We start from the raw sequence: 12,542 nt of genomic DNA, 5'->3' as shown, positions 1-12,542 counted from the left end.
CTCCCGGCTTTTTTATGGTCCGGGCGTGGTGGGGGGGAAGGGGGAGGCGTCTCCCCGGGGTCGAAAGCCTCCGGCTGGAGGCTTTCGCAGCGGGAACATGATTTGTGGAAGAAGCGGTCCTTGCGGCAAACAGACTAGGCGGCCTTTTCCTGGTTGTCATCGGGGCCGGCGGCCAGATGATCGAGGATCAGCCCGTAAAAGCCCATGTCGCTGTCCGTCTGATGGTGCCAGCCCAGATGGTTGCCGCAACTGGCGCACAAGGCCATCTGCCAGTAGCCTTCTGCCTGCTGGCCGAAATCCAGGGCGAAATGGCCGGCGGACAGGCAACCCGGAGCCAGGGAAAAACAGCCGATTTCCTGGTCGATGCCGTGCTCGGTGGGCACGGTGTGCCGATGGGAGCCGTGGACGGCGATACGCAGGCTCGACCGGGTGATGTCTTCGCCGCAATGGGCGCAAACCATGCGGTCGGCCTTGGCCAGGGACGGATTATCGAAAATGGGTTTCATGGGCGTTTCCGGGCCGCTGGCATCCTCCTCCCAGGAGAGGCTGATGGGCGGCGTTGTGGTAATAAGCGTCAGGTGTTTATTCATGTCTGCACCCTCCCGGGTGGTCGTCGTATTCTGACGGCGCAACCGTTTTGGCATTGCGGTCTCGGGGCAATCCCTACGTGTACGGTCAAGTTTAATATAGCCACCCATCGGACCCTGACAAGTCGTCCGGGCAACCCTATTCGAAATGTTTCAATGCAGAAATCAGGCCAAACCGTCAGCGCTGCGCTGCAGGCGTTGGGGAATGAGTCCGAAAAAGCCGCCGCCGCCGCTGTCCCGCTCGTAGCGCCAGCCCAGATGCTGACTGCAAGCCGCACAGATTGCCAGCTGCCAGCTCGTGCCGGCGAACCAGGAAAAATCCGCCGAAGGCGGTCCCAGCGCGACACAGCCCGGGGCAGCGGCAAAACACTCGAGAGTGAACACGTGGCCGTAAGGATTGGCAAAAACGTGGTGGTGGGAACCGGCCACCGGGATGCGCCAGGCGTCGGTCGTGATCGGATGGGCACAGGCGGCGCATACGAGTTGCGGCGTCGTGCCATCCTGGGCAAGGGCAGGCGCGGCCGCATCGGCCGGTCGGGCGACAGGTAGTGGCCCGTCCGGGGGGTGCCGCAGCACCAGGGCAGCGGGACAGGCCGGTTGGAATGTCGGAAGGATTTGCATATACCAGAGGCTGGTTATACAGTTGGAAGAAATCGTCAACCCGGTTTACGGCACAAAATTGTCGCAACCGGCTTCAAAGTTGTCGCCATGCGCCAATACCTCGGCCATCTCGCCGCCTCCGATCCTTTGCACAGCTATCTGCGCGACGCCATCCTGCCCCAGTTGGTGGTCAGTGACCGCGAGCCCCGGTGGCGGGTGTACCGCGTCTCGCCGGCAAGCGACGTCTATCTCTATGAAGACAAGTGGACGCAAGCCCACGTGGTGGGGAAATTTTACGCCCATTCCAGGGGGTTAAACGGCAGCAACGCCCCCCAGACCGCCGAGAACGAGCGGCGCAACCTGGACTTTGCCCGAAGCCTCGGCCTCGATAGCCTGCCGGACTATGTGGTCCGTCCCCTGGGCGTCAACCCGGGGCTGGGCGATCTGCTCGTCATCGAACATATCGCCGGCGAACAGCTCGATAGCGTCATCGAAGCGGCGGCCGGCAACGGCCGGGACGAGCGGCTGTTTCGCAAGCTCTCCGGTCTGGCCCGGTTTTTCGCCCGCCTGCACAACGCCACAGCCGGCCCGGAACTGGTCGATTTCGCCAGAACGCAAGGCTACTACGACCGCGTGGTCGGCTACCTGGCCGCCCATGCCGGCATCTCCGCCCGCCGGATCAACCGGCTGCGGGAACTGGGCCATGGCTACGCCAACCGGGCTGCCATGTGGCAGGACGTGCAGGTGGCGGTGCACGGCGACGCCACGCCGTCCAATTTCCTGTTCGGGCGGGGCCAGGACGTGTACGCCATCGATCTGGAGCGGATGCACCGTGACGACCGGGTCTACGACGTGGGCCGGCTTTGTGGCGAACTCAAGCACTGCTTTTTGCAGATGACCGGAAATATCGACCGGGCCGAGCCCTTTGTCGGCCACTTTCTGTGGGAGTATGCCGGCCATTTCCCGGACCGCGAGCAGACCTTTGCGGCCCTGACCGCCCGGCTGCCGTTTCATCTCGGCCTCACCCTCCTGCGTATCGCCCGTAACAGCTGGCTGGAGGACGGATACCGCAATCGCCTTGTCCATGAGGCCAAAGTCATTCTGCTCGGGGGGCTCCTATGATCGTTCGGGGAATCATCTGCGATGTGAACGGCACGCTCATTGACATCAACACCGACGAGGGCAACGAGCAGATTTACCGCTCCATCAGCCATCTGCTCAAATACTACGGCATCCGCACCAGCCGGGGTGATGTGCGCGAGGGTTATTTTCAGATCCTCAAGGAGCAGCGTCGGGCGGGCGGGGAGCCGTTTCCGGAATACGATGCCGTGGCCGTGTGGCGGGAGTTTCTCACCAGCCGGCTGGCCCGCAGCGGGGCAGAACTCCCCAAAAACAAGCTGGCCCAACTGCCGCATTTCCTGGCCGAACTCTACCGGGGAATTTCGCTCAATCGCCTGGAACTCTATCCCGACGTGCGCGAGGTCCTGGACGAGCTGCGCCAGCACTATCGTCTGGCCGCCCTGTCCGATGCCCAGACGGCCTGGGCCGTGCCGGAGATGCGCATGGTCGGCCTTGCCGAGTATTTCTTTCCGATTGTCGTTTCAGGCGACCTTGGCTATCGCAAGCCCGATCCGCGCATCTATGCCCTGACCCTGCGGCGGATGCATCTGCAACCGGAGGAAGTGGTCTTTGTCGGCAACGACATGTACCGCGACATCTACGGGGCCAAGCAGGCCGGAATGCGGACCGTCTTTTTCGCCACCGGCCAGGGCCAGCAGCAGATGGACGGCGTTGCCGCCCACTACAACATCTACCGCTTCGGCGAACTGCGAAACGCCATCCGGTTTTTCGAGGAACAACCCTGATTCCGGACGGCTTTTCGTCTGCCACTTTCCGGATGCACGAATGCCGCCAGGGTCCGATGGGATAGGACCCTGGCGGCATTCGTGGCGGCAGCGCAAAGACTACTCGCCCATTTCTGTAAAGCCCTCCATCTCCTTGTGCTTTTTCCAGGAGATTTCCAGGGTGAACTTCTCTTTGTCCTTTTTCTGCGAGGCCTTCATGTCCACATTGACCAGTACCGACGGGTGCAGGGTCAGGGACTCCTCACCGGCAGCGATGGTGACCAGCCCGGCCTTCATGTCGGTCACCAGCTTTTCCAGGTTGGCGATCACTTCCGTGATCTGCATCACCCCTTCGACCTTGATCTTGCTCTTGTCCTTTTCCATGGGCGGCTCCTTTGGCTGTGCGACGTCAGCCGATGATTTCAAAAGTGATCGAACGTCCCTGGGCCAGACGGACAGACCCTTGGCGTTTGACGACAAAGGCCACAAGCGGTTTTAAGGCTTCCATGCCCAGGCGTAATTCCGGCAGGCGGCTGCGAAAAAACAACCCGTTGTCGGTAAGGCTCAGGACATGGCGGTTGGCGCTGTGGGCCCGCAGCCGGACCGTGAGCACGGGCAGGGGGCCGGCAAGCTCGCCCGGCCGCCAATCCACTCCATTCAGGTGTTCCAGGGGGGTCACGATGCGTTGCAGGGCATGGCTGAAATAGAAGAGTTTTTCCACGGGCAAGGCAAATGTCTCTGGATCGACTTCCACCCGCAAGACGGCCTCTCCCTCGGGGAGCAAGCCTTCAAGGACGCCTCGCAAAAAGACTTCCACCGGATGCGCGCCCTGCTCCAGCGCAACGGGCGTGGGCCGGGCCGGGGAGGGGGCTTCGGCGGCGCAGGCGACTCTCTGCACGGGAGGGGCGACAGGCTCGACAAACGGAGCCTCGGGGGTGGCGTTGGCGCATTCGCACCCCCCGCCTTCAGCCCTTGGCGCAACGAGCGCGGTCGTGCCCTTCGCCAAGGCGGCCTCACCGAAAAGAGCATCTTCCAGCCGCGTCCCGGCCGGGTCGGGCCGGACCGAATCGGTTGCGGCCGACATCCCGGGGCCGGCGGCATCAGGCGGCAGGGCAGCCGTCTCGGACCGGGGGGCCGCGGATGGCGCCGTTGGCGCAGCCTCCAGGCCGGACAGTGCCGCCCGGTCGGGCAGTGAGTCTGCCGCGGGCCCATCGGGTGCAAACGGCGCTTGGGCCAGGGCCACAATTGTCGGAGTTCCATCCCCACCGGACGCGGACAGCGCGTCACCCTTCGCGGGTTTGGCAGGTTTGGCCGTCCCAGCCGGTTGGACGCTGTCCGGGACGGCTGACATCGGTAGCTGGGGCAAATCAGTTGCCTCGGCAGCCGGCGGCGCGTTCTGGTCGACGGCGCTTGGCTGTGGGGCGGCTTTGGCCCGGGCCGGGGACTTGCGTTGTTGCCGGGTCGGCTGTTTGGCAGCCGGTTTGGCTGCGCCTTGCAACGGATCGCGGCCAAGTCGGGAACGGGTAGCCATGGTGGAAGGTCCTTATCTGGCGTTGCCGCTTGCCCCGGATAGGGGGGTAAGACCGAGCCGGGCCGCCGTTTCCCGGCACACCGCAGCGAAATCCGAGGCTCCGGCGCTGCGCGGCGCATACTGGAAAATGTCTTGGCCAAAGCTTGGCGCTTCGGCCAGGCTGATGTTTTCGCGAATGACATTGGCAAAGGCCACGCCGGGGAAATGCTCGGCCACAGCGGCCTGGACCTCGCGGTGCAGGCGCTTTTGGCCGGAAAACCGGTTGAGCACGATGCCGACCACGGTCGGAGCCAAATGCTCGGCCGACAGTCCGGCCAGAGTGTCCATCAGCCAGGCCAGGCTTTGCATGGCCAAGTAGTCCGGGGTCATGGGGACGATGACGCCACTTGCCGCTGTCAGCGCCTGCCGGGTCAGCGGGCCGAGATGAGGCGGGCAATCGATGATGGCCAGATCAAAGCCGGTGATGCCGGCCAGGGCCTGACGCAACCGGTCGTGGCCGGGATTCCCGGTTGCCAGGGCGGATTCGGTTGCTGCCAGGGCGGCCGAGCCGGGCACAACCGTGCACGGACCTGCCGACAGCTTGGCCGCAGAGAGGCTGATGCGACCGTCAAGGACTCCGGCCAGTCCGCCGCCGTCCGGGGCGGCCAGCCCCAGGGAGGCGCTTAAGTGGGCTTGGGGATCGGCGTCCACAGCCAGGATGCGCCAGCCAAGCCGGGCCAGTCCGGCCGCCAGATTGACGGAGCAGGTTGTCTTGCCGACGCCGCCTTTGTGGTTGAGGCAGGCGATGCAGGGCATTGGCGGAGGTGTGGCGTCCATGGGCGCACCATGCCCAGGCGTCGTTACAATTTGACGACGCGCCAAAGGCGATGGCCCGGCCGACGCAGCAACGTCACCGGGCAGTCATGGAGCCGCGTTGGGGGAGTGTCTAGGAGGCAGGCTACAAACCCGTTTCAAGGACTGCCATGCCCATCCTCAAAATCCTGCGCCGTCGGGGCCGGCCCCGGCAAGTGGTGTTGCAGCTGACCGACCGCTGTAATGCCCGTTGTGTCCAATGCGGCATGAATGTGGCAAATGTCGGCCCGCGCGGCGACATGGACGGCGATACGGCCAAACGGATCATCGACCACTGCGCCCGTCTGGGAGTCAGTGCCCTGTCCTTTACCGGCGGCGAACCGTTTTTGACCGGTCCGCTGCTCTATGAACTGTTGGCCTATGCCGGCCGGGCCGGGATTAAATACCTGCGCACCGGGACCAACGGCTACCGCTTTGCCCATCCCGAGGCCCCGGATTTTCGTGACCGGGTGACCGGTCTGGCCGAGAGGCTGGCCAACACGCCGGTGCGTAATTTCTGGATCAGCCTTGATTCGGCCGATGCCGGCGTCCATGAAGCCAATCGCGGGTTCCCGGGCATGGTGGAGGGAATACGCCAAGCCCTGCCGATTTTTCACGCCCACGGCCTCTATCCCACGGCCAATCTGGCCCTGACCCGGCTTCTGACCGGTGAGACGGCCCTTGAAGCGGCGAGCGAGGCGCAGTTTTACGAGAAGGCCTGCCATGGGCTGTCGGTCTTTTTTCAGACAACAGCCGATCTTGGCTTCACCATGGCCAATTGCTGCTATCCCATGAGCGACGCCGACCAGGAAAAGGGGACCCAGGCCGTGTATGCGGCCACGGCGGCCGATGCCCGGGTGACCTTTGCCGACTGGGAAAAACGGGCGCTTTTCCGGGCCGTGCTCGACACTGTTCCCCGCCATCGCGGCCAGTTGCGCATCTTTACGCCCCGCTGCGCCGTTTCGTCCCTGGTGCGGCACTACTCCGGGGACGGGGCAGGCGGGCGGCCCTGCCTGGGCGGCGTGAGCTTTTTCTATGTCGACCGCTTCGGCAACAGTTTTCCCTGCGGCTATCGCGGGTCAGAGAACCTGGGGCCGTTTTGGGATCTTGGCGAAGATGGGTTGGACGGCAAAGCCCACTGCCGGGCCTGCGATTGGGAGTGCTTCCGTGACCCGAGCGAACTGCTCGGCCCGCTCGGTGATCTGGCCGCCGGCCCGGCCGGCTGGCTGTCGCTTGCCCGTGGAGATGTCAGCCAGCTCGGCCTGTGGCTCAGCGACGTGCGCTATTTTGCCGCCTGCGGCCAGTTTGACGGACGCCGTCCGCCCGATGGCCCTCGGCTGGCCCGCTATGCCGACAGGCCGAGCTGATCCTGACAGGGGGAGCGGTTACCCTCTGGGCTTGCTCTTCGTGATGTGGCCCATTTCAATCTTGAGCCCTTCAGCGCCCAGATTGAGCGACAATCCCTTGCTGGTGGAGCGCAGCTTCATGACAACGCCGTTGGTATTTTCAAGCCACAAGACGCCCTTGCCCTCGACCGCAGCGTAGCCGGCGTGAGCCTGGATAAAACCACCGGGGAAGTCTTCAATGCGTTTGAGGCCATAGACTTCGCCAGAAGCGTTAATCTTCGATACGCCAAGCCCTCCCAGGCCCACGCCGCCGACCTTGAAGGCGTACTTGCGGCCTTTGAAAGTCAATGTCCCCTTGCCGCCTGAGGCGCTGAGCACGAACCCTCCCTGGCCAAATTCCATGGTCACCCGTCCGACCGGTTTTCCGAGTTCGTCAGCCTGTGCCTGGCCCGGGACCAGGCAGAAGGCGCAGGCCAGGAGAAGCGACAAACACACGACAAGCGACAGCTTGCGGACCGATGGCAGGGTTGGGTGAAAACGGGCGGTACGCATGATGGGACCTACTTGGCTTGCGAGTTACGTGGTGAGAACTATGCCGGGAACATACGTCCTGCTGTCGTATTTTATCAAGGCCTTTTGGGAAAATGTGGGAAAGTATCCGGCCGCACGCGCAGTCTCTTTGGGACGTGACGAAGGCGGGTAGGAAAAGGGGAAGCGGCAGGCGGCTTTTTGTCCCTGGTTTTGCGTGGCCATGAACTTCCGGGCAACCTTCGCGCCGCATTCCAGTTCCCGCCCGGTTGCCCGGGTGTGTCGGCTGTCCCCGGGCAAAAACGGAAAAGCCGGAACCTTGCGGTACCGGCTTTTCCTTGAAATTCTTGGTCTTCTGGACGTTATCTCGTTACGTTACATGCGGGGTTGGTGGAGGTGGGGGAATCGAACCCCCGTCCGAGAATGCTCCACTCCAGGCGTCTACAGGCTTAGACCGAAAAACAATCTCGCCTCGGGCAGGCCTTTCGGCCGGGCCGCCTCCGGCCAGTCCGTCTATTGTCTCGAGCTTACCCCAACGGACGAGGGTTCGCGCCAGCCTGATGGGGTTTGGCGTTCCGGTCCAGCGTATCAGGCGTCAGCTGATGGAACGCTGACTGTCAATTAAGCAGCCAGAGCGTAGTCGTAGTCGTTGGCAGTTAACCAGTTGCCGCGTGTTTTACGAGGCCTCGCGGCACCTCGGCCTGCAACCAGGGCTTCACTATCCCCGTCGAAACCAGGGCACCCCCGTCGAAAGGACAATGTAACGCTTTTCCCCCGAAGCGCAAGGGGGAGAATCCCTAAAACATCCGGATTTTGGACGCGTAACCCCGTTCCTTCATGCAGGCATCGGCATCGCTGTCAACCACGGACAAGGGCCGGTCAGGAAACGGCGGCGTGTTCACCGCAAGCGAAGCCTGGCTGTAGCAGTCCGTGTAGTCGTCTTCCACGGCAGAGAGTTCCGCGCCGGGTTTGGCATAGGGCGGACGGGTGCAACCGGTGGCCAGGGCCACGGCCAAAAGCAGCAGGGGGATGAATCGGCGCATGGGCAAAACTCCTTGCATCGCCTTGGCCGGCCAGGCCGGCGACTGGGTGTGCGCAAAAAAAATGGGGCAGGCCATGTCGAAGATTGCCGATCATATCCGGACAATCTTTCTTCTTCCTTACCGTTTGCAACCCGGTCCGGAAAGCATTTTTTGCAGATAAAATCCCGGTCCAGGCGCAAAAAGGCATTCCGCGAACACGATTCGGTGGACCCCGCCAAAGGCGTGGCCGGTGTTTGCCAAGAAACGCTCCAGAGTAAAAACAACTCGTATCCCCGCGCCCTGGCTCACTTGTTTGTTGGTTGCGCGGGTGCAATCCACCCGCGCGATGCTTGTAGCCCGTGCGGTCATTATTTTTCTGGAATCGTGACTATATGATGTCTGATGGCCTGAAATTTTGGGTTATGCAAAAGGCTGGAGCCGCTCTGAACAGACACTGTCCAATGCTATTTTCGGCCTCCATGGGGGTTATGTTTGATGTTACGAAAGAGTTCCCGAGGCTGTGGCCGAGACCGATACCCTGATTGTTCTCAAGCGGTCAAAATGGCTGGCGACAGGCCGGTCGTTGTATATTTTCGAGAAGGCAAGCTGCGGCAGTGAGCGCTTAGACTGGGAGATTAAGTCTCGTTTTGGAGACCAATAGACGGAAAGTAGCGGACAGAGGCTCGATCAATAGAGGGGTGATCTGCCGAAAGAAGCGATAGATGGATGCTAAACGTAGTTATTACAGTTACTTCTTCCTGATATTTGTCCTGTATGTATTTAACACAAAAAAATTTTGCTAAATAATTCTGTTTTTCACTATGGCACATACATTTCGCAATGAATGGCGTTCGCAACAGCAGTACAACTCGAGACTGCGAGGTTATTTCGTTCTGCTCTTGGTCAAGCCGGAACCTGCTGTTTTTGATGATTGTTCATAATGTCACAAGATCTTGTGCAATCAGAAAAAATGCAACGGGGCGAATTGTGATGATTTTCCCAAGTAATCTTGCCTGTTGCCAATAAATTGGCAATAAATTATGTCGTAAAATACATTGATGAAACATGTTTGCCGTTTTCTCCGGCAAGCTGTGCAAGTTCGGCGCGCGAGAGCGTTGCCTGCGTCATTTGCTGTCCCCGAGGCCAGCCAGGAGGAAGGAATGAACCGATTAAGCTTGAAATCACTTTTGATGACGCTTGGCATTGCAAGTGTTGTTGGAGCAACACTGACTCTTGCTCTATTGTATATACAGCAGAACAGAATGCTTGGCTATCTGGAAAATGTCAGTGCCATTGACGGGCCATTACTCTACCATCTTCAGGATGTCTATGCTCAAGGCCTGCAGACTGAACAGGCGACCCGAAACGTCATACTCAACTCCACTGACCAGAAGGCGCGTGATAATTACACCCAGGCCGACAAACAGTTCCGGGAGGCCCTGGCCGCGGCGTCAGCCCTGGCTACGGGTGACATGGCCGCGACGCTGAAGGGCATGTTGCCGAATTGGGATGCCAGCCATGTGCTGAAACGCAAGCTCATGGACATGGCCACTGCCGGAGAAACGGTCAAAGCAGTGCAGTTGCTCAATTCCGACGAAACACCGCTGTGGCGCGCCGTCAAAAAAACCGTTCTGGAGGCCATTGCCGTGCAGCAGAAGGTGTCCAAGGCCAATCTTGACGCCATCCAGGAGGGAGAAAAGTCGGTCTTTCGGATGTTTCTGATCTTCGCCCTGTTGTCCGTGCTTGTGCTGGTGGCCTTGATCACCTGGCTCATTCGTGGCGTGTCGGGCGGTGCCGAGGCGCTTATCACCTATGCCCGCACCATCGCCACCGGGGACTTCACCTCAAGCCCGAGGACCGGGTTGCCGCGCGAATTCGAAGCCATAAGCGGTTCGTTGCAGAGCATGGTGCGCAACCTCGAAGATTCCCTGGGCTACTACCAGGGGATCGTAGCCGGCATGGCCACACCCTTTGTAGTGGTGGACACCGTCGAGAATCTGCGCCTGACCAACGACACCCTCATGCAGCTCCTTGAGCAGGCGGGACGCCCTGAAGCCTATTACGGACGCAATGTGGCGGAGTTCTTTTACGGCGAGGCGGGCCGCAAGACCGTACTTGGGCAGGCCATGGCCGAAAATCGGCCAATACGCAAAGAAGTTGAGCTTATTTCCCACAAAGGAAGCAAGCGGAATGTCCTGATCGATGCCACGGTCCTTTACAATGCCATCAACGGCAAGCTTATGGGAGCGCTGTGCGTCTATTCCGATTTTACCGAACTGCGCCGCAGCGAGGCCGTCATGCGCGAGCAGACCGGCCGGATGCTGGAGACGGCCCAGGAGGCCAAATCCATCGCCGATACCCTGGCCCAGGAGACCGAAGCCCTGTCGCGCCAAGTGGACAGCGTGGAGCAGGGCACCTCGGCCCAGAAGGAACGTATCGGCGAGACAGCCCTGGCCATGGACGCCATGAACGCCGCAGTCATGGAAGTGGCCAAAAACGCCTCGGCCGCCGCTTCCCTGGCTGATGACGCCCGGGGCAAGGCCACGGCTGGAGCGGCAATGGTCTCCGAGGTGGTGCAGTCCATCCGCAATGTCAATCAACTGGCCGAGGAACTGCGCCGGGATATGGACGACCTGGGCGGCCAGGCTGACGGCATTGGCAAGATCATGGGCGTCATTGCCGATATTGCCGATCAGACCAATCTGCTGGCCCTCAATGCCGCCATCGAAGCCGCCCGGGCCGGGGAGGCGGGACGTGGTTTTGCCGTGGTGGCCGACGAGGTGCGCAAGCTGGCTGAAAAAACCATGGCCGCCACCAAGGATGTGGCCGGATTTATCACCACCATGCAACAAAGCGTACGCAAAAACAGCGCCAAGACCGACGAGACCAGCCGGGCCATTGCCGCCGGCACCGACAAGGCCAATGCCTCCGGAGTCATGCTTCAGGAAATCGTGGGCATCGTCTCGCGCACCTCGGACCAGATCCGTTCCATGGCCGCAGCCGCCGAGGAACAATCGGCGACCACCGAACAGATCCGCCAATCCGCCGAAGAAATAAGCCGCATTTCCAACCAGACTTCCGAAGCCATGGCCGTGTCGTCCCGGGCGGTGACTGCCTTGGCCGGGCAGGCCCGTGATCTTGAAAGCGTGATTTCCGGCCTGGAGGTCGGTCAGACAGCCCTGCCGGCCTGACACCGCCCCTGTTGCCGAACGCCCGCTTCCCGTCTTGCCGCAGCAAGGCGCGAAGCGGGCGTTTTTTCGTGGAGCGGCTGTGCGTCGCCAGAGCCAGGGGATGCAATGCCGCGGACAGCCCCGGCCTCTGGCCGGGCGGGACCGGGGCGGCAAAGGACGTACTCAGGCCAGCAGGCCGACAAAGCGGCCCGTCACCTGGCGCAACCGGCGGCTGAGGACCCGGCCGATATAGAAAAGGGTTTTGATGGCCAGGGCCGGGTTGACCTCGGCCAGCTCGTCAAAGCGCTCCCGGGTGAGGATGAGCAGGCGGACGTCGGTTCTGGCCACCACCGTGGCCGAACGCGGCTCGCTGTCGAAGAAGGCCACCTCACCGATGACCGCGTCCCGGCTGAGGTCGATGATATGGCGTTCCGAGCCCCCGGCTTCCTCTTTCTGGATGGTGACCACGCCCGATTCGATAAAGGCCAGGGAGGTGGCCTTGCGGCCTTCCTGGATGATGGTGGTGCCGGCCGGGAAGCTTTTGACCTGCATGTACCCGGCGATATTGCGCACCTCTTCCCAGCCAAGGGCTGCGCCCAGTTTGAGACTGTCGAGCAGGGTGGTGATGTCGTCGAGGTCGCTTTTTTCCATGGGCCGATTCTCCCGGGTGGATTCTGGGCAGGAGCCTTGTTGCCGCCTACGTCCCGGATTTGTTATACGAGTCTTCTTTGAAGGAAAAGGAGGCCGGCCGTGTTCATCGTGATTTTGACTTACCAAAAGCCTTTGGAAGTGATTGATGCATTGCTTGAAGCCCATGTCCGGTATCTTGACGAGAATTACGCCCGCGGGCTTTTCCTGGCTTCGGGACGGCGCGAGCCGCGCACCGGCGGCGTGATCCTGGCCCGGGCCGGGAGCCGGTCCGTCCTGGAAACGGCTTTGGCCGAGGACCCCTTTGCCCGGGAAGGTGCGGCCAGCTACGAGATTATTGAATTCATACCGGGCAAGGTTGCGCCACACCTGTCGGCCATGCTTGAATAGTCCGCTTTGCCGCCACTGCCGGTATCTGTCGGCATGGTGTAAGGC

General features: G+C 61.5%; 13 protein-coding genes and 1 other RNA gene. 5 read left to right on the top strand and 9 right to left on the bottom strand.

Features of this window, described 5'->3' with window-relative positions; all coding sequences use genetic code 11:
• Positions 1 to 134 precede the first annotated feature (134 nt).
• Positions 135 to 590, bottom strand: a complete 456-nt coding sequence (locus DVDV_RS09040) for a cereblon family protein (protein ID WP_075354354.1) — start codon at positions 588 to 590, stop codon at positions 135 to 137.
• 162 nt (positions 591 to 752) lie between these two features.
• The gene (locus DVDV_RS22215; protein ID WP_139311571.1) at positions 753 to 1,208 is read right to left on the bottom strand and encodes a cereblon family protein; all 456 of its coding nucleotides are present in this window, start codon (positions 1,206 to 1,208) and stop codon (positions 753 to 755) included.
• 87 nt (positions 1,209 to 1,295) lie between these two features.
• Between DVDV_RS22215 and DVDV_RS09030 the strand changes: the two genes are divergently transcribed.
• Both DVDV_RS09030 and DVDV_RS09025 read left to right on the top strand, forming a co-directional pair.
• Complete coding sequence (locus DVDV_RS09030) at positions 1,296 to 2,309, top strand: phosphotransferase (RefSeq protein WP_075354352.1); 1,014 nt, start codon at positions 1,296 to 1,298, stop codon at positions 2,307 to 2,309.
• Positions 2,306 to 3,052, top strand: coding sequence for an HAD family hydrolase (locus tag DVDV_RS09025; protein ID WP_075354351.1), 747 nt, complete (start codon positions 2,306 to 2,308; stop codon positions 3,050 to 3,052). The genes DVDV_RS09030 and DVDV_RS09025 overlap by 4 nt, the downstream gene beginning before the upstream one ends.
• A 99-nt stretch (positions 3,053 to 3,151) precedes the next feature.
• Here the strand turns inward: DVDV_RS09025 and DVDV_RS09020 are convergent, their stop codons facing one another.
• From DVDV_RS09020 to DVDV_RS09010, 3 genes are all read right to left on the bottom strand, one after another.
• A complete protein-coding gene (locus DVDV_RS09020) occupies positions 3,152 to 3,415 on the bottom strand; it encodes an amphi-Trp domain-containing protein (RefSeq protein WP_075354350.1) in 264 nt (87 codons plus the stop codon).
• Positions 3,416 to 3,440: 25 nt separating this feature from the next.
• Positions 3,441 to 4,115, bottom strand: a complete 675-nt coding sequence (locus DVDV_RS09015; RefSeq protein WP_139311570.1) for a hypothetical protein — start codon at positions 4,113 to 4,115, stop codon at positions 3,441 to 3,443.
• A gap of 459 nt (positions 4,116 to 4,574) precedes the next feature.
• Entirely contained in the window at positions 4,575 to 5,378 is an 804-nt protein-coding gene (locus tag DVDV_RS09010; RefSeq protein ID WP_075354348.1) for a ParA family protein, read from the bottom strand.
• 146 nt (positions 5,379 to 5,524) lie between these two features.
• Between DVDV_RS09010 and DVDV_RS09005 the strand changes: the two genes are divergently transcribed.
• On the top strand, positions 5,525 to 6,760 hold the full coding sequence (locus tag DVDV_RS09005; RefSeq protein ID WP_075354347.1) for a radical SAM protein: 1,236 nt from the start codon (positions 5,525 to 5,527) through the stop codon (positions 6,758 to 6,760).
• 18 nt (positions 6,761 to 6,778) lie between these two features.
• Here the strand turns inward: DVDV_RS09005 and DVDV_RS09000 are convergent, their stop codons facing one another.
• The 3 genes from DVDV_RS09000 to DVDV_RS08990 form a co-directional block, all read right to left on the bottom strand.
• Entirely contained in the window at positions 6,779 to 7,291 is a 513-nt protein-coding gene (locus DVDV_RS09000) for a hypothetical protein (protein WP_075354346.1), read from the bottom strand.
• 364 nt (positions 7,292 to 7,655) lie between these two features.
• Positions 7,656 to 8,013, bottom strand: a transfer-messenger RNA (tmRNA) gene (gene ssrA, locus DVDV_RS08995).
• Positions 8,014 to 8,064: 51 nt separating this feature from the next.
• Positions 8,065 to 8,310 carry a hypothetical protein gene (locus DVDV_RS08990; protein WP_075354345.1) on the bottom strand — a complete coding sequence of 82 codons (246 nt, stop codon included), beginning with the start codon at positions 8,308 to 8,310 and terminating at the stop codon, positions 8,065 to 8,067.
• A gap of 1,241 nt (positions 8,311 to 9,551) precedes the next feature.
• On the opposite strand from DVDV_RS08990, the gene DVDV_RS08985 reads away from it, so the two are divergent.
• Positions 9,552 to 11,480 (top strand): methyl-accepting chemotaxis protein, encoded by a 1,929-nt coding sequence (locus DVDV_RS08985; RefSeq protein WP_254845320.1) that lies wholly within the window; start codon positions 9,552 to 9,554, stop codon positions 11,478 to 11,480.
• 162 nt (positions 11,481 to 11,642) lie between these two features.
• On the opposite strand, the gene DVDV_RS08980 is transcribed toward DVDV_RS08985, so the two are convergent.
• Positions 11,643 to 12,110: a Crp/Fnr family transcriptional regulator gene (locus DVDV_RS08980; RefSeq protein ID WP_075354343.1), complete on the bottom strand. Its 468-nt coding sequence runs from the start codon at positions 12,108 to 12,110 to the stop codon at positions 11,643 to 11,645.
• Positions 12,111 to 12,209: 99 nt separating this feature from the next.
• Here DVDV_RS08980 and DVDV_RS08975 point away from each other — a divergent pair, with 99 nt between their 5' ends.
• Positions 12,210 to 12,497, top strand: a complete 288-nt coding sequence (locus DVDV_RS08975; RefSeq protein ID WP_075354342.1) for a YciI family protein — start codon at positions 12,210 to 12,212, stop codon at positions 12,495 to 12,497.
• The last annotated feature ends 45 nt before the right edge of the window (positions 12,498 to 12,542 follow it).

This window comes from Desulfovibrio sp. DV (assembly GCF_001936595.1).
Lineage (GTDB): Bacteria > Desulfobacterota > Desulfovibrionia > Desulfovibrionales > Desulfovibrionaceae > Solidesulfovibrio.
Note: the sequence above shows the minus strand (reverse complement) of the source record. Positions and strands in the feature narration are given on the sequence as shown.